The sequence below is a fragment of the Runella rosea genome (genome assembly GCF_003325355.1).
In the GTDB taxonomy this organism is placed as follows: Bacteria; Bacteroidota; Bacteroidia; order Cytophagales; family Spirosomataceae; genus Runella; species Runella rosea.
In genome coordinates, this window is the sequence record NZ_CP030850.1 from 2,975,000 (window position 1) to 3,000,561 (window position 25,562).

18 protein-coding genes are annotated in these 25,562 nt (G+C 46.5%); 12 read left to right on the plus strand and 6 right to left on the minus strand.

Going from position 1 to position 25,562, the window contains the following annotated elements:
- Entirely contained in the window at window positions 1-1,929 is a 1,929-nt protein-coding gene (locus DR864_RS12490; protein ID WP_114067297.1) for a propionyl-CoA synthetase, read from the plus strand.
- A gap of 142 nt (window positions 1,930-2,071) precedes the next feature.
- Window positions 2,072-3,961, plus strand: coding sequence for an acetate--CoA ligase (gene acs, locus DR864_RS12495; RefSeq protein ID WP_114067298.1), 1,890 nt, complete (start codon window positions 2,072-2,074; stop codon window positions 3,959-3,961).
- A 54-nt stretch (window positions 3,962-4,015) separates the two neighbouring features.
- On the opposite strand, the gene DR864_RS12500 is transcribed toward acs, so the two are convergent.
- Window positions 4,016-4,516 carry a DUF1003 domain-containing protein gene (locus DR864_RS12500; protein ID WP_114067299.1) on the minus strand — a complete coding sequence of 167 codons (501 nt, stop codon included), beginning with the start codon at window positions 4,514-4,516 and terminating at the stop codon, window positions 4,016-4,018.
- 39 nt (window positions 4,517-4,555) lie between these two features.
- Between DR864_RS12500 and DR864_RS12505 the strand changes: the two genes are divergently transcribed.
- Entirely contained in the window at window positions 4,556-5,545 is a 990-nt protein-coding gene (locus DR864_RS12505; RefSeq protein ID WP_114067300.1) for an aldo/keto reductase, read from the plus strand.
- A 607-nt stretch (window positions 5,546-6,152) separates the two neighbouring features.
- Complete coding sequence (locus DR864_RS12510; RefSeq protein WP_114067301.1) at window positions 6,153-7,025, plus strand: CPBP family intramembrane glutamic endopeptidase; 873 nt, start codon at window positions 6,153-6,155, stop codon at window positions 7,023-7,025.
- On the opposite strand, the gene DR864_RS12515 is transcribed toward DR864_RS12510, so the two are convergent.
- On the minus strand, window positions 7,015-7,998 hold the full coding sequence (locus tag DR864_RS12515; RefSeq protein ID WP_114067302.1) for a hypothetical protein: 984 nt from the start codon (window positions 7,996-7,998) through the stop codon (window positions 7,015-7,017). The genes DR864_RS12510 and DR864_RS12515 overlap by 11 nt on opposite strands.
- 90 nt (window positions 7,999-8,088) lie before the next feature.
- On the opposite strand from DR864_RS12515, the gene DR864_RS12520 reads away from it, so the two are divergent.
- Window positions 8,089-8,898, plus strand: a complete 810-nt coding sequence (locus DR864_RS12520; protein WP_114067303.1) for an SDR family oxidoreductase — start codon at window positions 8,089-8,091, stop codon at window positions 8,896-8,898.
- A 130-nt stretch (window positions 8,899-9,028) separates the two neighbouring features.
- Here DR864_RS12520 and DR864_RS12525 read toward each other — a convergent pair whose 3' ends face one another.
- Window positions 9,029-10,276: a glycosyltransferase gene (locus tag DR864_RS12525; protein ID WP_114067304.1), complete on the minus strand. Its 1,248-nt coding sequence runs from the start codon at window positions 10,274-10,276 to the stop codon at window positions 9,029-9,031.
- 5 nt (window positions 10,277-10,281) lie between these two features.
- A complete protein-coding gene (locus DR864_RS12530) occupies window positions 10,282-11,523 on the minus strand; it encodes a glycosyltransferase family 4 protein (protein ID WP_114067305.1) in 1,242 nt (413 codons plus the stop codon).
- A 250-nt stretch (window positions 11,524-11,773) separates the two neighbouring features.
- Between DR864_RS12530 and DR864_RS12535 the strand changes: the two genes are divergently transcribed.
- From DR864_RS12535 to DR864_RS12565, 7 genes are all read left to right on the plus strand, one after another.
- Window positions 11,774-12,268 (plus strand): dihydrofolate reductase, encoded by a 495-nt coding sequence (locus tag DR864_RS12535; protein WP_114067306.1) that lies wholly within the window; start codon window positions 11,774-11,776, stop codon window positions 12,266-12,268.
- 144 nt (window positions 12,269-12,412) lie between these two features.
- A complete protein-coding gene (locus tag DR864_RS12540) occupies window positions 12,413-13,870 on the plus strand; it encodes a M20 family peptidase (protein ID WP_114067307.1) in 1,458 nt (485 codons plus the stop codon).
- Window positions 13,871-14,117: 247 nt separating this feature from the next.
- A complete protein-coding gene (locus tag DR864_RS12545) occupies window positions 14,118-14,735 on the plus strand; it encodes an RNA polymerase sigma factor (protein ID WP_114067308.1) in 618 nt (205 codons plus the stop codon).
- 103 nt (window positions 14,736-14,838) lie between these two features.
- The gene (locus tag DR864_RS12550) at window positions 14,839-15,900 is read left to right on the plus strand and encodes a FecR family protein (protein WP_114067309.1); all 1,062 of its coding nucleotides are present in this window, start codon (window positions 14,839-14,841) and stop codon (window positions 15,898-15,900) included.
- A gap of 227 nt (window positions 15,901-16,127) precedes the next feature.
- Entirely contained in the window at window positions 16,128-19,655 is a 3,528-nt protein-coding gene (locus DR864_RS12555) for a TonB-dependent receptor (protein WP_229599568.1), read from the plus strand.
- A 21-nt stretch (window positions 19,656-19,676) separates the two neighbouring features.
- Window positions 19,677-21,449, plus strand: a complete 1,773-nt coding sequence (locus DR864_RS12560; protein ID WP_114067311.1) for a RagB/SusD family nutrient uptake outer membrane protein — start codon at window positions 19,677-19,679, stop codon at window positions 21,447-21,449.
- A 33-nt stretch (window positions 21,450-21,482) separates the two neighbouring features.
- A complete protein-coding gene (locus DR864_RS12565) occupies window positions 21,483-22,325 on the plus strand; it encodes an endonuclease/exonuclease/phosphatase family protein (protein ID WP_114067312.1) in 843 nt (280 codons plus the stop codon).
- 74 nt (window positions 22,326-22,399) lie between these two features.
- Here DR864_RS12565 and DR864_RS12570 read toward each other — a convergent pair whose 3' ends face one another.
- A complete protein-coding gene (locus tag DR864_RS12570) occupies window positions 22,400-24,169 on the minus strand; it encodes an ABC transporter ATP-binding protein (protein WP_114067313.1) in 1,770 nt (589 codons plus the stop codon).
- A gap of 18 nt (window positions 24,170-24,187) precedes the next feature.
- Window positions 24,188-25,423 (minus strand): 3-phosphoshikimate 1-carboxyvinyltransferase, encoded by a 1,236-nt coding sequence (locus tag DR864_RS12575; RefSeq protein ID WP_114070256.1) that lies wholly within the window; start codon window positions 25,421-25,423, stop codon window positions 24,188-24,190.
- Between the last annotated feature and the right edge of the window lie 139 nt (window positions 25,424-25,562).

Sequence of the window (25,562 nt, forward strand, 5' to 3'; positions counted from 1 at the left end):
ATGCAATCGTCAACACCCTCGTATGCAGGCTTTTACGAAGCCAGCCTTGCTAGTCCTGTGGATTTTTGGGCCGAACAGGCAACCAAAATTGCGTGGTATAACGCGCCCGTTCAAACATTAACGGTGAACGAAAAGGGGTTCTATCGGTGGTTTGATGGGGGAACACTAAACACCTGCTATCTGGCCGTGGATTATCACGTGGAGCACGGCCGTGCCGAGCAGGTGGCACTTATTTATGACTCTCCAGTGACCAAAAATGTTCAAAAATACACCTACGCCCAACTTCAATCGGAGGTGGCAAAATTGGCAGGGGCATTGCGTCAGTTGGGCGTCGAAAAAGGCGATTGCGTCGTGATTTATATGCCGATGGTACCCGAAGCGGCTTTTGCGATGCTGGCCTGTGCCCGTTTGGGGGCGGTTCATTCGGTGGTTTTCGGAGGATTTGCCCCGCACGAACTGGCCATACGCATTGACGATACCCGCCCTAAAGTGGTTATTTCGGCTTCGTGCGGTATTGAGTTTGAGCGGGTGATTCCGTACAAACCGTTGCTCGACGACGCCATTCGCCTCGCCCAATTTAAACCACCTCACTGTTTAATTTTACAGCGTCCCCAAATTCACGCCCTTGTGCAAGTGGAGCGCGACGTTGATTTCAGCACCGCTGTTGCGCAGGCCGAGCCCGTTGATTGCGTGCCCGTTGACGCCCTCGACCCGCTGTATGTTTTGTACACGTCGGGTACCACGGGCAAACCCAAAGGAATCGTTCGCGATAACGGGGGCCACGCCGTCGCCATGAAATTTTCGATGCAGTATGTGTACAACATTAAGCCAGGAGATGTGTATTGGGCGGCTTCAGATTTGGGCTGGGCGGTTGGTCATTCATACATTATCTATGCCCCTCTTATTCAGGGCTGTACCACCATTTTGTTTGAAGGAAAACCCGTTAGGACTCCCGATGCGGGCACATTTTGGCGCATTATTTCAGAACACCGCGTAAAGGTATTTTTTACCGCACCCACGGCGTTTCGCGCCATCCGGAAAGAAGACCCACAAGCCGAGTTTCTCCAAAAATACGACCTTGACTGCCTACAACAGCTCTTCGTAGCCGGAGAGCGCTGTGACCCTTCTACCCTCAAATGGCTGCAGGAAATAACCAACAAACCCATCATTGATCATTGGTGGCAAACAGAGTCTGGCTGGCCCATGATCGCTAACATGACTGGCGTGGAGCTCTTGCCCGTCAAACCTGGCTCCGCTACCAAGCCCGTTAGTGGATTTGATGTGCAGATTCTGGACGAAGACGGGCAGCCGTTGGGAGCCAACCAAGAAGGATATGTTTGCCTCAAACTCCCCTTGCCTCCGGGCTGCCTCCCCACGCTCTGGAACGACGATGCCCGCTTTCAGGAATCGTATCTTTCCAAATTTCCGGGTTATTATTTCTCGGGCGACGGCGGCTACAAAGACGACGACGGCTACGTGTACATCATGGGCCGCGTAGACGATGTCATCAACGTAGCGGGGCACCGCCTTTCTACGGGTGAAATGGAGGAATTTGTGGCTTCGCACCCTGCGGTGGCGGAATGTGCCGTGGTAGGGATTCAGGACGAAATGCGCGGACAACGCCCCGTTGCTTTCGTGGTGCTGAAAGATGGAATGGCCATCGATGAGCCGACGATTGAAACGCAGTTGGTGACGTTGATTCGGGAACAAATCGGAGCCGTGGCGTACTTCAAAAGCGCAATAATTGTAAAACGTTTGCCCAAAACTCGTTCGGGAAAAATCCTGCGAAAAGTGATGCGCCAAATTGCCGATGGCGAATCTTACAACATTCCTTCTACAATTGACGACCCCGCCATCTTAGGAGAAATTGCCGAAAAATTGCAGAACCGAAAAATTGGCAAAGGATTCGGGGAATTTGCAGTCACCTGATTTTCATCACTTTCTATACCTTTTTAGCAATTTTAGGACAGCGATTTCACTCAAACGGGAAAATGTTTTATTATTTTTAGACCCGCATTCATCAACAACCTTCCTAACCACGTTAACTTTTACCAAAACACATTCAGATATCATGCGTATCCGTACATTTGAAGAGTACCAAACCGCCTATCAGCACAGTGTAGAAGACCCCGAAGGATTCTGGGCCGAAATAGCTCAGGAATTCAAATGGCATAAGCCATGGAAAAAAGTGCTCGAATGGAATTTTAGCACACCCGACATCAAGTGGTTTGTAGGCGGAAAAACAAACATCACCGAAAACGCCCTCGACCGTCATTTGCGTGAACTAGGCAATCATCCAGCCATCATTTGGGAACCCAATGACCCCTCCGAACCCAGCGTAACGCTCACTTACAAAATGCTGCACGACCAAGTGTGTCGTTTTGCCAACGTGCTCAAGCGCAACGGCGTTGTTAAAGGCGACCGCGTGTGTATTTACCTGCCAATGGTGCCCGAAGCGGCTATCGCCATCTTGGCCTGTGCGCGCATTGGTGCCGTTCACTCGGTGGTATTCGGTGGATTTTCGGCCCAGTCCTTGACCGACCGCATCATTGATTCTAACTGTAAGGTTATTGTAACCTCCGACGGTGCAGCGCGTGGCAATAAAAATATCCCCATGAAAGATACCGTTGACGACGCCTTGATTGCGTGTCCTTCGGTTCAAAAAGTAATCGTATTGACCCATACCCGCACGCCCATTTCGATGATCAAAGGCCGTGATGTATGGTGGGAAAGCGAAATGAAGCAAGTCACATCGGACTGCCGGCCAGAAGTGATGGATTCAGAAGACCCCTTGTTTATTCTTTATACTTCAGGCTCCACAGGCAAGCCCAAGGGCGTTGTGCACACCACGGGCGGCTACATGGTTTACTCTGCTTATACGTTCCAAAATGTATTCCAATACGAAAAAGACCAAGTATTTTTCTGTACCGCCGACGTTGGCTGGATCACGGGCCACAGCTACATCGTTTACGGCCCGCTGCTGAGTGGAGCCACTTCTCTGATGTTTGAAGGCATCCCGACCTATCCCGATGCTGGACGTTTTTGGGATATTGTTGACCGGCACAAAGTAGACATTCTTTATACCGCCCCCACGGCCATTCGGTCGTTGATGGGCTTCGGCCTGAAATACGTGGAAGGCAAAGACCTCAGCTCGCTCAAAGTGCTGGGCTCGGTGGGTGAACCCATCAACGAAGAAGCATGGAACTGGTACAACGAACACATTGGTAAAGGCAAATGCCCGATTGTCGACACATGGTGGCAAACCGAAACGGGCGGCATTCTGATTTCGCCCATCGCAGGTGTGACCAAAACCAAACCTACTTACGCTACCCTGCCACTGCCAGGTGTACAACCGATATTGGTCGATGAAAGCGGCAAAGAAATAGAAGGAAACGGCGTGAGCGGAAACCTTTGTATCAAGTATCCGTGGCCGTCTATCATACGCACCACTTGGGGTGATCACGAGCGCTGTCGTCAGACATACTTCTCGACCTATCCAAACCTATACTTTACGGGCGACGGCTGCCTCCGCGACGAAGACGGCTACTACCGCATCACGGGTCGCGTGGATGATGTGCTCAACGTATCGGGGCACCGCATCGGAACCGCCGAAGTAGAAAACGCCATCAACATGCACGCCGACGTCATCGAAAGTGCCGTGGTGGGCTATCCGCACGACATCAAAGGGCAGGGTATCTATGCGTTTGTCATTTGCGAAAATACCCTCGACGACGAAGACCTTTCTCGCCGAGATATTTTAGCGACCGTGACACGCATCATTGGGCCCATTGCCAAACCCGATAAAATCCAGTTTGTCAGAGGATTACCCAAAACGCGCTCGGGGAAAATCATGCGCCGGATTCTGCGTAAAATCGCCGAAGGAGATACTGGAAACCTAGGTGACACGACCACGCTTCTGGACCCCACGGTGGTAGATGATATTAAAGCAGGCGCGATGTAATTAAGTTTATCTGCTATTTTTTCAAGAAGGCTGTCTCATAAGGGGCAGCCTTTTTCATTTTTTCGTCTCCAGTTTATGAATCACATAGTCTAGTTTTTCGTGCAAAAGTCGAATTTCCAACTCAGCACGGAGGTTAATCTCGTAATCGCTTTTGGCGCGTGCGCGGTCCTTTTGCTCCTGACGATTTTGACTCATCATGATGACTGGGGCCTGCAATGCAGCCAAACAAGATAGAAGCAAGTTGAGTAAAATGAACGGGTAAGGATCAAAACCTTTGTTGAGCAACAACCACACATTGACGCTTATCCAGACGGCGATAAAAAGTCCAAACGAGATGATAAACGTCCAACTGCCGCCAAATTCCGCTATTTTATCTGCTATCCGTTCGCCAAATGTGGTTTTTTGTCGGGTATCATCAAGCGAATTGTCCACCAAAATACGGCTGATACTCATGGAAACCAATATTTTCATCTCTTCATCCGACAATCTCCCCAAGTCTTTTTGGAGAAGGGTTTCGAGGTGTTTTATTTTTTGATTATTTAAACTTGTTTCCATTTTTATTGGTTTTGAATAATATACAAACGCCGAAAAGCAATGCAAAAACGCCCTCTAGGAAACAGTACGATTTCGCTCTCGGCCATCGGCTTAGGCTGCATGGGAATGTCTGAGTTTTACGGTGCTACCGACGATACCGAATCCCTCAAGACCCTCCATACGGCCATCGACGAAGGTATAAATTTTCTGGACACTGCCGACGCCTACGGGCCATTTAAAAACGAAGAACTCGTTGGAAAAGTGGTGCGCCAACGCCGCGATGAAGTAGTCCTAGCCACCAAATTTGGCATCATACGCGACCCCAACGACCCCGCCAAGCGAGGTTTCAGCGGACGCCCCGAATACGTGCAGGCGAGTTGCGACGCCAGCCTGAAGCGTCTGGGTATTGATACCATTGACTTATATTATCTACACCGTTGGGACCAAATTACGCCCATTGAAGAAACGGTGGGTGCAATGAGCGAGCTTGTAAAAGCGGGAAAAGTACGGTACTTAGGGCTCTCGGAGGTTTCGGCACAAACCATCAAACGCGCCCATGCGGTACATCCCATCTCGGCCGTTCAGTCAGAATACTCTCTTTGGAGCCGCGATATTGAAGAGTCCGTCATTCCTGCCTGCAACGAACTGGGCATTACTTTGGTTGCTTATAGTCCACTGGGGCGAGGTTTTTTAACGGGACAGTTTCAAAAATTTGAAGATTTATCTCCCGATGATTTTCGACGGAATTCGCCACGATTTATGGGCGAAAATTTTGCCAAAAACCTCGCCATTGTTGATTTACTCAAACGCTGGGCCGAAGAGCGCGGCATTACTCCTTCACAGTTAGCGCTGGCATGGGTACTGGCCCAGGGAGAAAATATTGTACCTATTCCTGGCACCAAACGGGTTTCTTACCTAAAAGAAAATCTAGGGGCACTCACCATTACACTTTCCAAGGAAGAATTGGCCGAACTCGAACGCATCAGCCCCAAAGAAGCGGTAGCAGGCCTGCGTTACCCAGAGGCAATGATGAAAGTGCTGACGGTATAGAGTATAGTTATGTCTAAGTAGTCTATTTCTCAAAATTATACCAAAATAGTGCTCAACATAGCTAAGTTTATTTTTTGAGTAAAATTCTATACATCTATCAACATTCGCCATTTTTTTCTTTTTATATAGCACAAAATCAGAAAATAACTTTCAAATTTTCTGATTTTTAATTTTCCCATTTAATTTTTAAAACCAATAGCTATTCAAACAAAATAGCGACTAATTGTGGATAATATATAATTTTATCAAGAAAAATACTCAATTAAGTATATTTTTAAAAAATTATTTGTAGATACATTAAATTTTGCATTAGCTTTGAGCATTCAATGAAAAACAAAGTGAATTTTATTTGTTTTGTTCAAATTTGAAACACATTTCATCAACCTTCAAATAGTGACTACCCCCTTTTTGTGTAAAAGCGAAAAGGGGGTTTTTTGATGCTCAACAACCCTATAGATTGGGGCTACTTTGCCGATTGGAGTAGCTTAATAGCCCGAAAACTGCATCCGACAAGCTATTTTTCTTATTCCAATAGGTGTAATTCTCTCACTGATATCAATTAGTGAAGAAAATGTGCTTATTTCGGCTTTCATAAGACCTTTACCCTATGCAAATCAACCCCTTCATTCATGCCGCTCGGCAGGGGCGTAACGAATTTGGCGTGTACGTCGCTGTGTTTATCTTAGTATTTATCGCCAACCTCCTTGGCTCAATTCCGGGCGCTTGGGCCATGGTCACGTGGAAAGATGACCCTCAAGCATTACCCGTTTATCTTATTACATCCCTGATGCTATTGGGCTTTGTGGCCTCGCTCGTGGTGCTTTGGCTGTGTGTAAAACACCTTCACAAACGCAATCCACTTACCATGATTACACCTACTGGGGTTGTCAATTGGCCTCGCGTACTAAGGTCAGCAGCACTTTGGATGGTGTGCTCAGCGCTAGTAGAAACCGCTACGTACTTGCTGTTTCCTGACAAATACCAGTTTTCGCTCAATTTGAAGGATTTTTTACCCTCGTTGGTCGTGGCCATTGTCTTGCTTCCGCTTCAAACTTCTTTTGAAGAGCTTTTTTTCAGAGGGTATCTTTTGCAGGGAATTGGCTCGTGGAACCTTTGGGCGGGAATTATTATTACATCCACGGTTTTTGGGCTTGCCCACAGTTTCAACGACGAGATTGAGGCCGTAGGCTCGTTGGGCCTCGCGATGGTCTATTACATCGGCGTAGGTTTATTTTTTGCGTTATTGGGCGTCATCGACAAATCACTTGAACTGCCACTAGGCATTCACTTGGCCAACAATTTGTACGCTTTTTTGTTGGTAGGCTACCCGAGCAGCTCGGTGCCTAGCTCCACCGTTTGGATGACTACCGAGCTAAATTTTCCGCTCATGGTTACCCAATGGGTGGTGGTGATGGCACTTTATTTATTGCTCGCCAAAAAAGTCGTGGGGCTTCAGTTGACTGCCAAGCCTACCAGTTAATGCCGCTGTCTCCTCCTAAACCCAATTTCTTGGTAAATTGATTAGACATTTTTGATTTACTGGTAATGTAACGTACGCTTGCCCCAATAAAGGGCGCAATGTTGGGTTTTTGGGTAATCAAATTTTCGTGGGCAGAGTTAAAAGTGCGCAGCTGGCGAAATGTTCCTAATCCCGCTTCCAACGACACGTTGAACACGGTGAACAAATGCGCATTGGCCGCCACCGAGAGCTTAACGTGCTGATAATTGCTGCGACGAAACATTTTTTCAGCATTCATGACCTGCTGAAAACCTCCGCTATATCCGTCAAAGGCACCAATCATATCAATGTTGAACCATTCGTTGAAGCGGCGGTTGACATCCAACCGAAAAGGCAATAAAGCCGATACACGCCACTGTTTGCCGAGGCGTTTGTTGAGACCAAAAACAGGAATCAAGCGAAATTTTTGGTTATAAATAACGGCCGTTCCGTAGGCAATCTGGGTATGTATCCCTAAAATCCGCATTCTCGCCGCTCCTCCCCAGAAAAAAGGCTGCGGCGTAAAAAACGTTTCATTGGACTCCGTCACGCCCAGTCCTCCGCCATAAATCCAGAGTCGGTCGCGCAGGCTAGCTTGAAGCATAAGCACCCCCACCGATGCTGTTTTGTAACCGTTATCGGGGGTAATGATGCCGTTTTGGGTAGGTTTGAGTTGAGATACATTGGCCAGCATCAGAAAATGGCGCGCGCGCAAATCAAACTTTTTACGCAAGCTGAAAGACACATCTACCTCGCTTCGCAAAGGAATAATGCCGTTAAACGACGTCCGCGAAAGGCCATAACGCTGATTATTGCCCATGTTGGCTTCGGGCATATAGTCGGCACGAAGGGTGGCATTGGGGTAAAAAAGCCGACTCAGCGCAAAATGCTGAGCCGAAATAGAAGTGGAAATAAGCAGCGTAGCAGACAGTAAAAAGCAGGCGCGAAAAAACATAATGTCGTGTATTTGGTGGAATTAACGCGTAAAAATGGGCAATATTGCGGAAGAAATACAATCATCTTTTCATTCTGAATTTAGTTTTTAATGAACCTAACCGATAAAATAGTTTGGATAACGGGCGCATCGTCGGGTATTGGCGAAGCATTAGCCCATGAATTTGCCAAACAAGGCACAAAATTGGTGCTCTCTGCCCGCCGACTGGACGAATTGGAGCGCGTCAAAAAAAGCTTGAATCTTCCCGACACTTCCGTGTTGACGTTACCGATTGATATGCTCAAATCCGAAGAATTTGGAGCAAAAACACAAACTGTTCTTCAGCATTTCGGAAGAATAGATGTATTGGTCCCCAACGCTGGCATCAGCCAACGGGAAAAATTTCTGGACATTGCGCCCACCGATTTTCAAAAATTGATGGATACCAATTTCACCAGCGTTGTTCTCCTTACCCGCGAAGTACTTCCGCACATGGTTGCCCAAAAATCGGGGGGCATTTTGGTCACGAGCAGCGTGAGCGGCAAAATCGGCACCTCTTTCCGAACATTTTATTGCGCTTCCAAACACGCCATACAGGGTTTTTTTGATTCGTTGCGGGGAGAAGTTTGGCGCGATGGCATCGTGATAACGGTGGCTTGCCCTGGTTATATCAAAACCAATATTTCGCTCAATGCCATTGGTAAAGACGGGAAGCCGTTTGGTAAAATGGATCAAAATCAAGCCAAAGGAATTCCAGCAGATGTGTGCGCCAGCAAAATGGTCAATGCACTCAAAGCAGGAAAACACGAGATTATCATTGCGGGCTTTAAGGAAACGCTCGGCACTTATCTCAAGCGCTTTGCTCCCCGCCTGTTGTGGCAATTGACCAAAAATTACAGCATCAAAGCCGTTGAGCAATAACTGTTTTTGGTCTTTTTTGAGAGAAAACCAGTTTCGAGTTTTGGGGGAGAAATCTCACCGTTTTGAGAAACCGCTCGCACGTAAAGGCGGTTTATCAAAACGGCGAGAGCAGGCACTTAGCCTGTACTTACTATCTAGGCATTTCTGTTAGCTTTTGATAAAGAGATAAGTACGAATTTGCCACTACTCCAAAACTATTCCGCTGTCTGATAACCCGCAGATTATTTGTTATTAACTGCTCGTAATCAGCCTCCTCCAATACAAATCGTATCCCATTGGCTAAGTCTTCGGAAGAATACAATTGGGCCACATAGCCCGTTTTTTGATGCTCGATTTGTTCGGAAATTCCTCCCGAATCAAAACCCACCACGGGCGTACCGCAGGCCATAGCTTCGATGACGGTGTTGGGGTAATTATCTTCCAACGAAGGAACTACCATCACATCGACCGCCTGATACACCTTGACTACTTCATGCGCGGGCAAGCTTCCCAATGATCTTACTTCCAGCCCCATATCCGAGAGCGCATCCGGATCGGTTTTGCCAAAAACGACAATGCCCCAGTCGGCACGTCGGTCTTTTAATAACTGAGTTGCTTCTTTGAAGTAGGCAAAACCCTTGCGTGGATCTTGGGTATTAACACCCGCAAAAAGAATCCATTTTTTGGCGGGATTTAGATCGATGGCTGGTTTGGAGGCAGCAGGTTTGAACACCGACGTATCAATGGGATTGGGAATAGCGAGCGAAATCAAGTGTTTGGTCAGCGCGGCACGCGTGCCCAATTCTGCCAGCCATCGGCTGGGCGAAACGAGCGTCAGCGGAGCATTTAAAAATAGCTTTTTCTTTTGCTCAAACACCTGAGATGACAAATCCATGGCACTGGGCTTTCGCAAATAGGGACAAAATCCGCAATGCGTAAGAAAACGGTCGCATTCACGACTGTAATGACAACCACCCGTAAAGGTCGACATATCGTGCATTGTCCAGACCACAGGCTTGCCGAGCGCAAACAGTTTTTCTAATGAATCCAATGACAAAAACCCGAAATTAATCCAATGCAAATGAATCACATCAGCGTTGCGCACAAGCGGATGGGTAGATACGTCGGTGCCGGCCCACAACGGCGAAAAATGAAAGCGAACGCTTTTGTCTTTTTCATGAAACAAAAAATAGGCACGCTCCGCCGCAAAACGTGCAAAGGCCAATTTCTTTTCAATAAAACCAGACGCAAACCCCTGCACACCATCTTCCTCGCGTTCTGTTTGTTGAACCAATACCGACGATTCCACGCCAATCCCGCGCAAGGCATGGTGTAGACGAAGCGCCGCAATCGCGGCTCCTCCAAAAGTATGATAGGTACTCAGATGAACGACTTTCAAGAGCTTTATTTTGTCAAGGTCTGACCGATAGGAAAATTTTTATTCGCTACAAAATCAAATACTTTTTTATACCCTTCGATGGCAGTATGAATATTTATTTCATCCGTAATAATGCCAAAAGAGCGTTTCCCAAACGTTTTGACCTTTTCAGGATCAGTCAATAATCTATCCAGCACCCTCACCAAATCAGCCTCGTTGCCGTTTTCAAAATAATACCCATTGTAATCTTCTCTGACCAGACGCTTCTCTGTGCCGTCGGCAACCGAGCATACAATAGGCTTTGCAAAACACATTGCGTCATTAATAGAAAGTCCGCCCATTCCTCCCAATACATAGACTGCTGATTCGGAGAGGTATTGACCTAAATCAACCGCATTATACACCCCGCCCACAAAACGCACAGATTGAAGCAGTCCCATTTTTTGGGCCTGTGCTTTAAGAGGCTCTAATTCTGGCCCAAAACCCACCACCACAAGTTCAATATTAGGATAAGAGGGACGGAGTTGCTGAACAGCATTAATGATCAAATCAACACGTTTCCACTTGACCAAACGCCCTACGTGAATCAAACGATGTGGATTAGGAGGCAGGATGGCAGGACGATTTTTGACCGTTTCAAAAGCCGCCAAAAGCTCGTCCGTGTCGGGGGAATTAGAAATGACAAAAATTTTGTTGTCGGGTACGCCATAGCTCCCGATGATTTCACGGGCTTCATCTATGTAGTTTATGTGCGCGTCGGCTAGCGGCAAATTGATTCTCCGTATCAAGGAGGCTATCCAAAACAAAACGAACCCTTTCCACGTTTTTTTTGCACTACTGAAGTTTTCATTTAAGAACTTATCTGAAAAATAAAACTCTTTGACATGCCCCCAAATAGCGTAATTGAAAGGGATATCACGGGCAATGAGCTTTGTACCTAACTTTCGTAATTTTCTATAAAACAGCGGATTGAGTGTAAGGTAAAGAAAATAGGGCCAAGTTGTAAACACAACAATATCTGGACGAAACTCCTCTAGAGCTGGCAATAAATTCCGGTAAAAAGCTTTACCATACCATGTCTTATATTCTTCCAATTCAAGGATGCGAAAAAGCGCGTTGTCTGTTTCTTCTTTTACCGCTGCGCCCGTAGCTTTTCCTTTCTGGGCAGGTTTTACCATTAAGATTTCATAATCGGTGGCGATGACTAACTTATTCAATAGAAGTTTGAAATAGTGAGGCAACGCAGGCATTACAAAACAAATACGCATTTGCTACGAATTAAAGAGGGAAGTACATTACACGAACAAAAATAGGTAATCATTCTATATCTTTCTTCAACTATTCAACAATCCACAGAAGTCCACATAGTAATTCAGTAAAACCTATTGGCCTACGACCAATTCATCAACATTGAATTGGTCGTAGGCTGTTTATTTAATATTGATTTTGAAGTAATATTGAACAACATTTTAGAAATAAAGTTATGAAAATGCGACCTTTGGCAAAAACTGCTCATCCATGCTTATTTCTCTTATCGTAGCAGCGGCCCAAAATGGCGTTATCGGGCGTGATAATCAGCTTATCTGGCATTTGCCCGATGATTTGAAACAATTCAAACGACTCACCACTGGTCACCCCATCATCATGGGGCGTAAAACATTTGACTCCATCGGAAAGCCCTTACCCAACCGAACATCTATCGTCATTACGCGAAATCAAGATTGGCAATTTGAAGGCGTAATTGTTGTCAATTCAGTCAACGAAGCCATTGAAGCCGCGCGCCAAACGGCCACCACCGAAGCCTTCGTCATCGGCGGGGCAGAAGTATACAAAATGGCATTGCCTGTAGCCGACAAAATCTATCTGACGGAAGTAAAAGCGGAGTTTGAAGGAGATGCCTATTTCTCTCTTCCCAATAAAGAAGATTGGCAGGAAGTCAGCAGGGTAATTCATGCAACCGACGAAAAACACACCATCGCCTTTGATTTTGTTGAGTTGATACGCCAAGGCTGATAGTTAGAGTCCGTGAAGGCAGTAGTGTCTAAACCGCCAGACATATGCAAGAAACGAGCCCCGTACCTGAGCAAGCTTCTTGCTAAAGTCAAGTATATTTTTGATTTTGCAAGACACTTTCATAACCGAGCGATACCCTTCCTGATGAAAAACGCACTCCGAGTGATTGCCATTGGCCTTGTTTTACTGATTGGCGTGTTGTTATTCAACACCTTCCGTATTTCATCTAAACAAATGGCTGGCATTGCTCCCGCACCAGCACTGACCATCAGCGATTCCGCCCTGACGCACTTATCCGATGCCGTTAAAATTCGTACCGTTTCGTACGAAGATTTGTCGCTGATAGATAGTACGCAGTTTGAAAAATTCATTGGTTTTATAGAGCAGGCCTATCCCCTCACCCACGCGCGCCTCAAACGCGAACGAATCAACAGTTACGCTTTATTGTTTGAGTGGAAAGGAAAGAATCCTACCCTTAAACCCGCCCTGCTGATGGGCCACTACGATGTAGTTCCCGTAGTACAAGGCACCGAAAAAATGTGGAAACACCAACCCTTTGCGGGAGAAATTGTCGATGGTTTTATATACGGTCGCGGTACGTTGGACGACAAAGTAACAGTCATCGGGGTTTTGGAGGCAATCGAATATTTATTAAAACAAAACTACCAACCCGAGCGCTCCTTTTACTTGGCCTTCGGCCACGACGAAGAGGTTTCGGGGCGCTATGGGGCGCGTCAAATAGCGGCCCTACTCGAAACCAGAAAGGTACAGTTAGAATACGTTATGGATGAAGGCGGAACCATCAAAACCGATGGTGTTTCGGGCATTACCACTCCTATTGCGCTCATTGGCATCGCCGAAAAAGGCTACACGACCCTCCAATTAACCTCGGTAGGCGATGGGGGCCATTCGTCCATGCCACCGCCCCAAACCAGCATCGGTATGATGGCCGAAGCGATTGACAAACTTCAGAAAAATCCATTTCCTGCACGTTTAGAAGGCGCGGCCAGTTATTTACAGGATTACCTCGCCCCCGAAATGCCCTTCGGCACCAAACTAGCCATGGCAAACCGTTGGCTACTCAAGCCCGTGATTGTCAATATGCTTACTAAAACCAACGCTGGCAACGCCATGGTCCGTACCAGTATTGCCCCAACCGTAATTCACGCAGGTGTAAAAGACAACGTACTTCCTGTAGAGGTCATTGCCAAAATAAACTTCCGAATTCTGCCAGGTGACTCTGTAAAAGGTGTAGCCGAATATGTCAAAAAAACCATTGGTAACGAGCGCATTACAATTGAAACGCTCAAACAGTTTGACTCTGAACCCTCCCCCGTTTCTGATACCGCTACCCTTGGATTTCGGGCGTTGCACCGAACCATCAAAAGTTGTTTTCCAGATGTGATTGTAGCTCCCTATCTGGTGGTAGGTGCTACGGATGCGCGTTTTTACCGCAACGTGTGCTCAAACATCTACCGTTTTATGCCCGTTCGCATGAACGAAGAAGACCTTAAACGTCCGCACGGCACCAACGAGCGCATCAGTGTAACTGATTTCAAAAATGTAGTAAAGTTTTATGTTGAATTGGTAAAAGGGAGTTAAAAACACGTTGAAATATTCCCAAAAACGGCTATTTATTTTTCAAATTCTCACTTTTTAGGGCCTAATGTAGTAAGATAAAATTCAGTTGTTTCCTGATTTATTTCTATATTCTAAGCATCTTTTAATGTCAACTTGGCCCATATAACTCACTTTTTTGGTAATTTTAAACTTAATTTACACGTAATATTGCCTCAATGTTAAATCAACGCAATTCGATTACTTTTGCGGTATAAATCCTTTGATTGAAATGATTTCAAAATCGTTGCCAAGTTTTGATGAAGCCTTCGCTTGGGATTGCTTTAGAGGAGGAGACAAAAAGGCCTTTGCCGAAATCTACGAACGGTTTGTGAAAGTACTTTATAACTATGCCTACAAACTGACCCACGACCCGCAAATCTCTCAAGATGCAGTGCAAGAGCTTTTTGTGGAAATATGGGACACGCGCGAGCGGTTGAGTGCCACCACTTCGATTCGATTTTATCTGTATCGGGCGCTGCGGCGCAAGATTCATCGGTCTTACCAAACCGAGTGGCGTACCGATCTGAATTCTTTGCAGGACCATGAGATTCCTGATACGCTACTGTGGCCTTCTATCGAAGAAATGACTATTACGGAAGAGACGTTTGATGCCAATGTAAAGTGGTTAAAATCTCAGCTTGAACAGCTCTCGGCCCGGGAATACGAAGCACTCCAACTACGCTTTTATGATGGGTTGGAATATGATCAAATCGCGGAAATACTGCAAATCAACGACCAATCGGCCCGAAATTTAATCACCCGGGCCATTCAGCGTTTGCGCCGAAACCTCCCCGATTCATTGCTTCACGTGCTGCTGTATTACGTTTTCCAATTTTCTGTTAAATAATTTCAAAAAAAATTCAGAAAAAGTGAGTTACCGATAAAGTTTCCTGCTTTTTCTTCATGAGGGGTAAACGTTTACTGTTTACACGCCATTCGATTTATTATTTATGAAGCCCCTTTCCGAATTTTCTGCGCGTGATTTTGCCGAACATCCGGACTTCAGAAATTGGGTACAAGCCCCAACGCCGGAGTCGGATACTTTTTGGGAAAATTATCGCCAGACTTATCCACACCAACAACCCCATATACTGAGGGCCCAAGCTTTGGTTAAAGCCATCGCCGAAAGCCCTCAGTTTTTTCCTTCCGATTCCCAACTTTCCGAGATGTGGCAGTTTGTAGAAGCTCACACATCGGAGAAAACTCCCACACCAGTCGTTCGTTCATTGAGAGGATGGTGGGCTGCCGCCGCAGCCGTCATTTTGGTCATGGCCGCGGGATGGATTTGGTGGCAGCAACGTCAACAGCCTATTTCGTACGATACCATCGTTGCCACCGCAACCAAGCAATTAGAAGAACGAATCAACACCCAAAATCAGATCCAACACCTTCGCCTTCCCGACGGAAGTTCGGTACAGTTGGCACCCAAAAGTCGTCTGAGTTTTGCGAAAAAATTCGAAAACCTACGCGAAGTATACCTAGATGGAGAAGCTTACTTTGAAGTAAAACGTGACCCCGAACATCCTTTTCTGGTATACGCCGCCGAAACTGTGACCCAAGTAGTAGGTACGAGTTTTACCGTGCAGGCCTTTGTGGGGAAACCCAACGTAAACGTGTCGGTCCGGGAAGGCAAGGTAGCGGTCTCGTCGCGAAAAAATCTATCTAACGACCTTAAAAACACGGTTTTACTTGCAGCCAACCAACAGGCAACGTTTGTCAGAAACGGGGAAATTTTGGTAAAATCGCTGGTAGAAAACCCCGCTAAAATCACCACCAATCAGCAAGAATTGGTTTACACTGACCGTTCAGCGGTGAATGTATTGCGTGACTTAGAGCAACAATACGGGGTAGAATTGGTATACGATGAAGAAGTGTTGAAAAAATGCTTTGTTACAATAAGTTTTTCTGACGAAGTATTTTATGAGCGTCTGCGTTTACTCTGCCGTACCATCGGTGCCGAGTACGAAACCATTGAGGCCCAGATTGTCATTAAATCCAACGGATGCCAATAACCTTGCATTCAGTTGCGTTTTATTGAATAGATTTTTATATCCACTCCTCTTTTTAAAAGCAAAATGGCCGGTGAAGGACCAGTTCACCGACCAAAAATAGATAAGCCCTCAACCGTGTGCAATACGGTTGAAGCAGGGCTTTTTTGTCGTGTCCGCGTTTTCCACATCGAACAAAACAAACAAAAATATGAATTTTTTTTCCAACTAATCATTGGTTGTACGTAGCCTTGAAAATTACTACTGCCCAACTCGTTTTCGTACTGCTGTTGCTGAGCGTTGTCTACCCCCGACGAGCCGCAGCCCAGGATGTACTCAACCAACGGTTCTCGTTAAAGGTTGAGAACCAATCCTTGCGCCAAGTGCTCAATAAAATCGAGAAACAGGCAAAAGTTCGTTTTTCGTACCGCTCCGAAATACTTAAAAAAGTACCAGTGGTCAACCTAACGGTGAAAGACGAAAAGTTGGAAAATGTGTTTGAACAACTTTTTTCGCCCCTCCAAATCAACTATGAGATTGTGAGTCGAAAACAAATTGTACTCACCAAAAAACCGCAAAGAATCACGGTTTCACCCTTAGAACTTCCTAAACGCACCAAAAGCACGTCCATAGAAACCCTCATCTCTGGAACGGTCAAAGGGGAAAACGGCGAAGGGCTACCTGGCGTAAATATTTTGGTCAAAGGAACGGTCAAAGGGACTTCCACCGACATTAACGGCCACTTTACCCTCTCCGCTCCTGTTCCACAAACAGTTTTGGTATTAAGTTACGTTGGCTACCTCCGTCGGGAAATAATGGTGGGGAATCGAACCACCCTCGAAATTATCATGGATTCTGATTCCAAATTACTTTCAGAAGTAATAGTCGTAGGCTACGGAACCCAAAAGAAAGCACATTTAACCGGTGCTGTTGACCAAGTGACAAGCGAAGTACTCGAAAACCGTTCATTGCCCAACCTGACCCAAGGTTTACAGGGTGTAATTCCCAATTTAAACCTCCGCATGGCCGACGGCAAACCCATTCAATCCCCTTTGTATAATATTCGCGGCACTACTTCCATTGGGCAGGGAGGAAACGCCCTGATATTAATTGACGGCGTAGAGGGCGATCCTAGCCGCCTCAATCCCAACGATGTAGCCAGCGTAACGGTCTTAAAAGATGCGGCGTCGGCGGCTATCTACGGCGCACGAGGGGCATTTGGGGTGGTACTGATTACCACCAAAAGTCCCCAAAAAGACAAAACTGTGATTACTTATTCGCTCAACCATTCCATCAAAAGCCCCACCACGCTTCCTAAATTCGTGACCAATGGCTACGAGTTTGCAAAGATGTTTAATGAGAGCTGGACGGCTTGGAATGATTATTCACAGACCCCGCAAAACGTAAATAAAACACTTCGCTTCTCTCCCGCCTACCTGACCGAATTCGAACGCAGGAACAATGACCCCACCCTGCCCAAAACGGACATTGACCCCGCCACGGGCGAGTACGTCTACTACGAAAATACCGACTGGTACAAAGAGTTATACAAAGAAAATAACAGTGCCACGGAGCACAACCTTTCGGTGTCGGGTAGCAGTGGCAAAGCGGATTTTTACGTAACAGGTCGTTATTATACGCAAAGCGGCCTATTTCGTTACAATTCCGACGACTACCGCCTCATGAGCGTACGGGCCAAAGGATCGGTTCAGCCGTTTCCGTGGTTGAAAGTGACCAATAACGCCGATTTTTCTTCCATGAAATACCATAATCCGCTCAACGTAGGTGAAGGCGGAGGTATCTGGCGCAACATTGCCGACGAAGGCCACATGATGGCACCAATGTTTAATCCTGACGGAACCCTTTCTTATTCGGCGGCGTATACGGTAGGGGATTTTTGGTACGGCAAAAACGGCATTGACATGGACAAACGCGTGTTTAGAAACACTACCGATTTTACCAGCCAATTTTTCAATGACCAATTCAGAATAAAAGGGAACTTTACGTTTCAGAATACCGACGATAACGAATACCGCCGTCGGGTGCCTGTACCCTATAGCCGCAAACCTGGCGTGGTTGAATACGTAGGCACGGGAACCAACGATTTGCAGAATATTTACCGTGAAACGCTCTACACCGCAACCAACCTATACGCAGAGTACGAGCCTAAAATCAGTCAAAATCATTACTTAAAAGCATTGGTGGGGTATAACTACGAATTGTCAACTTTTCGCCGCCTCGAAACCTTACGTAATGGGCTGATTTACGAAGATGCAAACGACATTAACCTTGCCTTGGGGCAGTCGGTCAGTACGAGCGGCGGCTGGGAAAAATGGGCAGTTGTGGGTGGTTTTTACCGGTTAAATTATTCATTTAAAGACAAATACTTGTTGGAACTCAACGGCCGCTACGATGGCTCGTCCAAATTTCCATCAAATGAGCGGTACGCCTTCTTCCCCTCTGTTTCGGCGGGTTGGCGCCTATCCAACGAATCTTTCTGGAAAATTTTACCCAAATTTATCAGCGACCTTAAAATCAGAGGCTCCTACGGCTCGCTCGGCAACGGAAGCATTGGCTCTTATGCGTTTCAGGAGCAATTTTCCATTTCGCAATCCAACCGAATTTTAAACGGAGTCCGTCCCCAAAAAACGGGGCAACCAAGCGTCATTCCCGATGGCCTCACTTGGGAAACTTCGACCACACAGGATATAGGAATCGACTTAGGCATGTTTAGCAATCGCCTAATTCTGAACGCCGATGCCTACATTCGCAAAACGACCAATATGTTTACGGTGGGAATGACACTACCCGCGGTTTTCGGGACCGATATTCCCAAAGGGAACTACGCCGACCTCACTACCAAAGGCTGGGAGGGAGTTTTGTCGTGGCGAGATAAATTCCAAACAGGTGGTAAGCCTTTCGACTACGAAGTACGCCTTACAATGGCTGATTATACTTCTACCATCGACAAATTCAACAATCCCAACAAGAAACTTAGTGACTACTATGCGGGACAAACCATCGGTGAAATTTGGGGTTATACTACCGACGGGTACTTTACTTCCCTCGGCGACGTGGAAAACTCCGCCAAACAAACCTTGTTTAAGGCCTCTAACACGGGACAATGGCTACCTGGTGACATAAAATTCAGAGATTTGAACGGCGATGGCCAGATTGACAACGGTGATAATACTGTGGCAAGCCCAGGCGACCGCAGCATCATCGGCAATTCGACGCCTCGTTATACCTACGGAATCATCCTCAGTGCCAACTGGAATAACTTCTTTTTTTCGACTTTCTTTCAAGGTGTTGGGCAACAGGATTGGTGGCCTGGTCCCGAAGCTGCCATTTTTTGGGGACAATACAATCGTCCGTACAATAAGTTGCCCGAATGGCATACGGGGAATATTTGGTCGCCCGAAAACCCCAATGCCTACTTGCCGCGTTACCGGGGGTACGTAACGCAAAACAGCGCAGGGGAGTTGTATCAGGCCCAAACTAAATACCTTCAGAACGCGGCCTATCTCCGGATGAAAAATCTTCAGATTGGCTATAATTTACCCCGCGTGCTCACTAAAAAGTTGGGAATGAGCACGGCCAAACTTTTTGTTTCGGGCGAGAATCTCGCAACATGGTCACCACTCTACAAACTCACCCGCGATTTGGACGTAGAAAACCTCGGTCAGTCCGACAATGTGGTCACCAATGGAAACAGCGGCAACGGATACAACTATCCGATTTTGAAAAGCATTACTGTCGGCCTGTCGGCGACATTCTAGACTAAAATCAGCCTTGCACAAATGAAAACATATACGATAGGATTTTTATTGGCACTGTTTTGCCTCGTTGGTTGCAACGAATTGGATCAGGTACCTGAGTCAACAGCCACCAAAGATGCCGTTTTTGGCAGTGAGAAAGGACTAGAATTATACACAGCTTCCTTTTATGATAACTTGCCCAGTGCCAGCGAAATTCACAAAGGAGACGCCATGGCCGATTACAGCGTGCGCACCCAAGTTCCCGATTTTCTGCGCGAAGGAGCCTATGGCCCACGCCAAAGTACAGGTTGGTCGTGGACGGCATTGCGCAACATCAACTACTTCATTGCCAACAACACTAACCCTTCCATCCCAGCCGACGTGCGTAAACATTACAACGGAATTGCGCGCTTTTTCAGAGCGTGGTTCTACTACGACAAAGTGGTACGTTTTGGCGATGTTCCTTGGATTAATAAACCACTGGATGTCTCGGATGGAGGTTTGTTTAGTGGCCGCGCCCCCCGCACTATGGTCATGGATTCGGTATTGGCAGACTTAAACTACGCCTGCGAAAATATCCGCACCACCAACGACAACACCCGCAGCGTGATTACCAAATACGTGGTGTATGGTTTTAAATCACGCGTGTGCCTCTTTGAAGGAACTTTCAGAAAGTACCAAACTTCCTACACCCTGATGGATACCTCCGAAAAATGGCTCACCGAAGCTGCCAATGCCGCCGATAAAGTAATGAAAGAGGGCGGTTTCAGCCTCAACGAAGCAGATGGTTCCGAAAAATCCTACCGCCAATTATTTACGAGCAAAACCCCCGTTACGTCCGAAATCATGCTCGCAACAGTAGTAGACCCCGCCCTTGGCATCTTCAACGATGCTAACTGGTGGTGGACCAGCGCGACCTACGGGGCGCGGGTGAGTTTGAGTCGTACCTTCGTAAATACCTACCTGAATATAGACGGAACACCTTTTACCCGCCGTGCAGGGCACGAAGTCCTCCCGTTTATGGAAGAGGTAAAAGGGCGGGATAAACGCCTACAACAAACCATTCGGATGGGAAATTATACGCGCGTCAACGGCGGAAGTGTAGAGCCTGCCCCGCCCGTATTTTCGTACACGTACACCGGGTACATGCCCATCAAATGGTCATTGGATGATACCTATTTTGATGGCGGAAACCGCAACGATAACTCCATCTGCCTGATGCGTTACGCCGAAATACTGCTCAACTATGCCGAAGCAAAAGCAGAGCTAAAGAACCTAACTGATACAGATTGGGCAAAAACCGTAGGCGCACTACGCAAAAGAGCAGGTATAACGGGCGGTGTTAGCGCCAAACCAATCGCCGCTGACGCATATCTTCAGACCCATTATTTCCCAGAAATTACGGATGCTACTCTACTCGAAGTACGGCGCGAACGAGGTATTGAGTTGGTATTTGAGGGCTTCCGGTTCCATGATATTATCCGCTGGAAACGCGGCGAATTGATGGAACAAATCTGGAACGGTTTCTACGTGCCCGCCCTTGACAAACCCTTGGATTTAAACGAAGACGGAAAAAATGACGTAGTTTTTTATAAAGTAAGGCCTACTACTCAATTGGCGGGGGTGACGTATATCAATGTGGCAGAGACAATAAACGGCGTAGCCAACCCCCAGCGCTTAAAAAACGACACCTACGGAGAACTCACTTGGCTGACCAATATTCCTCGAAAATGGAATGAAAAATATTATCTTTATCCCATTCCGGAAGCGGATAGACTGTTAAATCCAGCCTTGGGACAAAATCCAGGTTGGTAATCCACTCAATTTCAAACCTCTATTCTTTCACAAATGAACAAAAGTCTGTTTTTAGGGGTGCTATTCGCACTCTTGGTCCAAAACGTTTATTCACAAAAAAACACCCCGATTGTGGTGGCCACGTACAATGTGCGGTATAACACACCCAACGACGGCGTCAATGCCTGGCCTAACCGCAAAGAAGAAGTAAAAGCACTGATTCGCTACCACGAATTTGATATTTTTGGCACGCAAGAAGGCTTGCGTGGGCAGTTGGACGACATTGCTGAATTGCAAGAATTTACGTTTTTTGGCGCTGGTCGCGATGATGGCCAAAAGGCGGGCGAACATTCGGCCATTTTCTACAAAAAAGACCGTTTTAAAGTCTTACAATCGGGCAATTTCTGGCTAAGCCAAACCCCTGACAAACCTTCCAAAGGATGGGATGCTACCTGCTGCAATCGTATTTGTTCGTGGGTAAAATTCAAAGATGCCACAACGAAGAAGGAGTTTTACTTTTTCAGCGTGCACTTTGACCACCAAGGCGTAGAAGCCCGCCGCCAGTCGGGGAAATTGATGGTGCAGAAAATCAAAGAAATTGCCAAAGATGCTCCTACGATTTGCGTCGGAGATTTTAATTCCACGCCCGAAACCGAGCAAATTATCGAAATGCAAACGCTGCTTAGCGATGCAAAAAAGGTTTCGGCCATGGCTCCTTATGGCCCCGAAGGCACATTTAACTCCTTCAAGTTTGACGCACCGATGAAAAATCGAATTGATTACATCTTTGCAAGTAAGCAAATATCTGTCTTGAAATACGGCGTCCTGACAGACGCAAAAGAGCAACGCTACCCTTCTGACCATCAGCCCGTTGTGGCAAAGGTCGTGATTAACTAAGAATCTTTTTTTGATAAAAATGCCCCCTATAGAAACCACTAGGGGGCATTTTTATGATTTCTACTGAGGCATTATTACCCCTGTATTTTCTCCTGATGTTTCCATAAATCCTGAAAAATAGCACTGTTTTGGCGGAGGTGTTCAAACGTTCCTTGGTCGGCGATTCGACCATTTTGAAGAATATACACGTAGTCAAATTTGGTCAAAAGATGCAGGCGATGAAGCGTGGATAGAACCGCCTTACCACTAAATTCTTCAAACAAACGGTCATAAATCTGCACCTCCGTTTTGGGGTCAACACTGCTCGTTGGCTCATCCAAAAGCACAATGTCACTGCTTCGAGCGGCCAATACGCCCCGCGCTAAAGCCAAACGCTGTTTTTGTCCACCCGATAAATTCACCCCTTTTTCTTGAATGTTTGATTGCAGTCCGTTGGGTAATTGCGCAATCACTTCCGAAAAATGCGCCGTGGCGCAAACCGTCATGATGTCGGTTTCCTCAAATGGCAACCCAAGCGTAATGTTGTATTCAATCGTATTTTCAAATATTTCAGGTTCTTGCGGAAAGAGTGTTACGGTATCGTTAATTGTTTCCAGTCCCGTAAAATCTTTCCCATCGATGTTGACTTTCAGCCCGCTTTCTGCTTGATACAAACCGCGCAACAGCGCCAACAATGTACTCTTGCCGCTTCCGCTTTCACCAATAAACGCCACCCGCTGTCCGCGCTTAATGCTCAACGAAAGATCATGCAAACTGTGGGCTTTGTGCTCGGCATCGTAAAGTTCTTGGTGCGAAAAGTTCAGGTGTTGAATCTGAATCGTTTGCCAAGCCGTCGGCAGAATTTCATCTGACTCGGCACGGTGCTGTTGGGAATAAGCCTCTCCAATGGCGCGGGCTGTTTGTACGTCGGTATTGTACCGAATGATTTCGGTATACTGCCAAGCCACATCCTGAAACACACTCGTAAACTGATTGACATACCCTAGCAACGTTACCAGCCCTCCGACCAAAAATACCGCATTGGGTACATAATTCTCATAAACGTAGCCAATGGCGACCACCACGTAGATAATTCCAATCAGCACACTAGCAACAAACCATTTCCACTCATTGATAACCACCGTACGACGAAAAGGTGGGAAAATCTCGGCTACTTTACCCATCAAACTGTTTTGCATTCGTTTTTCGAGCCGAAGTGTAATCACCGTAACGATATTGGAAAGACTGTCAAAAAGCGTGGAAGAAACGACGTGTTCTTTCTCGTTTGTTTCGTCGAGTGCTTTGATAAACGGTTTATCAAATTTGAAAATAATCCAGACCGTCAATACGCCAATCAACACGCCAATGCCCCCATAAAAAGGAGAAAAATAGAGGATGGCTCCAAACGAAAAAATAAACTTAGCAAAGGCATGAAAAAACATAAAGCCATTTTGAAAGAAATCTTTCAACGCTTCGTAAGCTTTTCGGATGCGGTTGATGGTAGCACCGCTGTGGTGGTCTTGATGCCAACGCACGGGCAGATGCAGGGCCTGATGGTAGAGTTCATCCAAAAAATTGCGACTGAGGTTGAAGGCCAATTCACGCTCCATCACGCGGGCAGGGCCGTGAAAAGCCCATTCCAACAGCATCAAAAACAAATATCCACCGGCATACATCCACACGTGGTCAATCACGCCCGTACCTTCTTTTTGAATGGCTTCAATAAACCACCCATAAAGCAGCGGATTGAGGGCATACACGATATTTGCCAAAACAAACAACCCATACACAAGCAAATAACGCCCTTTTTGCTGGCGGGCATACCGCCAGGCAATACGAAGCAAGGAAATGTAGGGGTTTTGCATGGGTTGCAATAATCAGCCTTAGGCGATTGTTGTCACTTTTTTCAAATCATCCCAAAAACTCGGATACGATTTAGCCACCACGTGCGGTTCGGAGATTTCGATGGGAAAGACCATGCCCACGGGCGCAAAAGCCATGGCCATGCGGTGGTCATCGTAAGTCTCAATAATGGGTGTTGAAGAAGGAGTATCAGGCATTTCTGCTTTTCTTCTAACGATGTATTTCGTATTTTGCTCCAATTCAACCAACTCACCACCAATTTTGGGCAATTCTGCCTGAAGCGCCCCTACGCGGTCTGTTTCCTTGATTTTCAGGCTTTCAATGCCCGTCATTGTTACCTCAATTCCCGCCACTGCGGCACAGGCCGCAACGGTTTGGGCCAAATCTGGACAATCGGTAAAATCCCACGCAAAAGCTTTTTCAGCAGGAATCTTAGTCAGTAAAACACCGTGCTTGGTAAAAACACTTTTTACGCCCATGTGCTCCATAATTTTCACAATGGCGCTGTCGCCCTGCAAGGAGTTTTCTTTAAGACCTAATAATTCTATCTCCGCATCTTTGGCCAATGCCACCAAACTATACCAATAACTCGCCCCCGACCAGTCGGATTCAATGGCATAGTGCGTAGGGGTGTAGTGTTGGGCAGGTACACGGATGGTTTTGGCTGCCCAGTTGGCTTCGTGGGTCACGCCAAAGGCCCGCATTTGTTGGAGTGTCATTTCAATATAAGGCCGCGAACCAATTTCTCCCGTCAATTCAAGCGTAATGCCGTCGGGTAACATGGGTCCAATCATCAACAAAGCTGAAATGTACTGACTGCTTACATCCCCCCGAATCGTCAGGTGATTTTGGCCCGAATATTGAAAACCGTTAAGCTCGGTAGGTGGATATCCTTCGTTTTGTTTGTAGGTAATATTTGCCCCCAAAATGCGCAATGCATCCACTAATATTCCAATCGGGCGCTCACACATACGTGGCGTTCCCGTCATGGTTTTGTGTTGATTCGTAACGGCAAAATACGCCGTCAAAAAACGCATAGTCGTACCCGCATCCAGCACGTCGGCCACTACATCCGACGATTGTAAAAGGCGCATCATGGTTTGGGTATCACGAGCGGAAGAAATATTCTCCAATTGGCCTTTAAACTGCGTCAGCGCATTAATGATTAATGCCCGGTTGCTTTCACTTTTAGAAGAAGCCAGTCGGATTTCGGTACGAATGGGTTGAGTAGGTGGGTTAACAATAACAGAGTTCATGAAAGTAAGAAACGTTGGACGAAAGACATTGGACCGAAATAAGTAGCATACTTTATTGTCAAAAACCCAAGGCATTTCGTCGATTAATATAATAATTTTACAAAGTTAAGGCCATTTTTTTGCTTTTCAACATAAAAAA

Coding starts and splice junctions, on each gene's coding strand:
- DR864_RS12490 (WP_114067297.1), top strand. CDS start 1: ATGCAATCGTCAACACCCTCGTATGCAGGCTTTTACGAAGCCAGCCTT.
- acs (WP_114067298.1), top strand. CDS start 2,072: ATGCGTATCCGTACATTTGAAGAGTACCAAACCGCCTATCAGCACAGT.
- DR864_RS12500 (WP_114067299.1), bottom strand. CDS start 4,516: ATGGAAACAAGTTTAAATAATCAAAAAATAAAACACCTCGAAACCCTT.
- DR864_RS12505 (WP_114067300.1), top strand. CDS start 4,556: ATGCAAAAACGCCCTCTAGGAAACAGTACGATTTCGCTCTCGGCCATC.
- DR864_RS12510 (WP_114067301.1), top strand. CDS start 6,153: ATGCAAATCAACCCCTTCATTCATGCCGCTCGGCAGGGGCGTAACGAA.
- DR864_RS12515 (WP_114067302.1), bottom strand. CDS start 7,998: ATGTTTTTTCGCGCCTGCTTTTTACTGTCTGCTACGCTGCTTATTTCC.
- DR864_RS12520 (WP_114067303.1), top strand. CDS start 8,089: ATGAACCTAACCGATAAAATAGTTTGGATAACGGGCGCATCGTCGGGT.
- DR864_RS12530 (WP_114067305.1), bottom strand. CDS start 11,523: ATGCGTATTTGTTTTGTAATGCCTGCGTTGCCTCACTATTTCAAACTT.
- DR864_RS12535 (WP_114067306.1), top strand. CDS start 11,774: ATGCTTATTTCTCTTATCGTAGCAGCGGCCCAAAATGGCGTTATCGGG.
- DR864_RS12540 (WP_114067307.1), top strand. CDS start 12,413: ATGAAAAACGCACTCCGAGTGATTGCCATTGGCCTTGTTTTACTGATT.
- DR864_RS12545 (WP_114067308.1), top strand. CDS start 14,118: ATGATTTCAAAATCGTTGCCAAGTTTTGATGAAGCCTTCGCTTGGGAT.
- DR864_RS12550 (WP_114067309.1), top strand. CDS start 14,839: ATGAAGCCCCTTTCCGAATTTTCTGCGCGTGATTTTGCCGAACATCCG.
- DR864_RS12560 (WP_114067311.1), top strand. CDS start 19,677: ATGAAAACATATACGATAGGATTTTTATTGGCACTGTTTTGCCTCGTT.
- DR864_RS12565 (WP_114067312.1), top strand. CDS start 21,483: ATGAACAAAAGTCTGTTTTTAGGGGTGCTATTCGCACTCTTGGTCCAA.
- DR864_RS12570 (WP_114067313.1), bottom strand. CDS start 24,169: ATGCAAAACCCCTACATTTCCTTGCTTCGTATTGCCTGGCGGTATGCC.
- DR864_RS12575 (WP_114070256.1), bottom strand. CDS start 25,423: ATGAACTCTGTTATTGTTAACCCACCTACTCAACCCATTCGTACCGAA.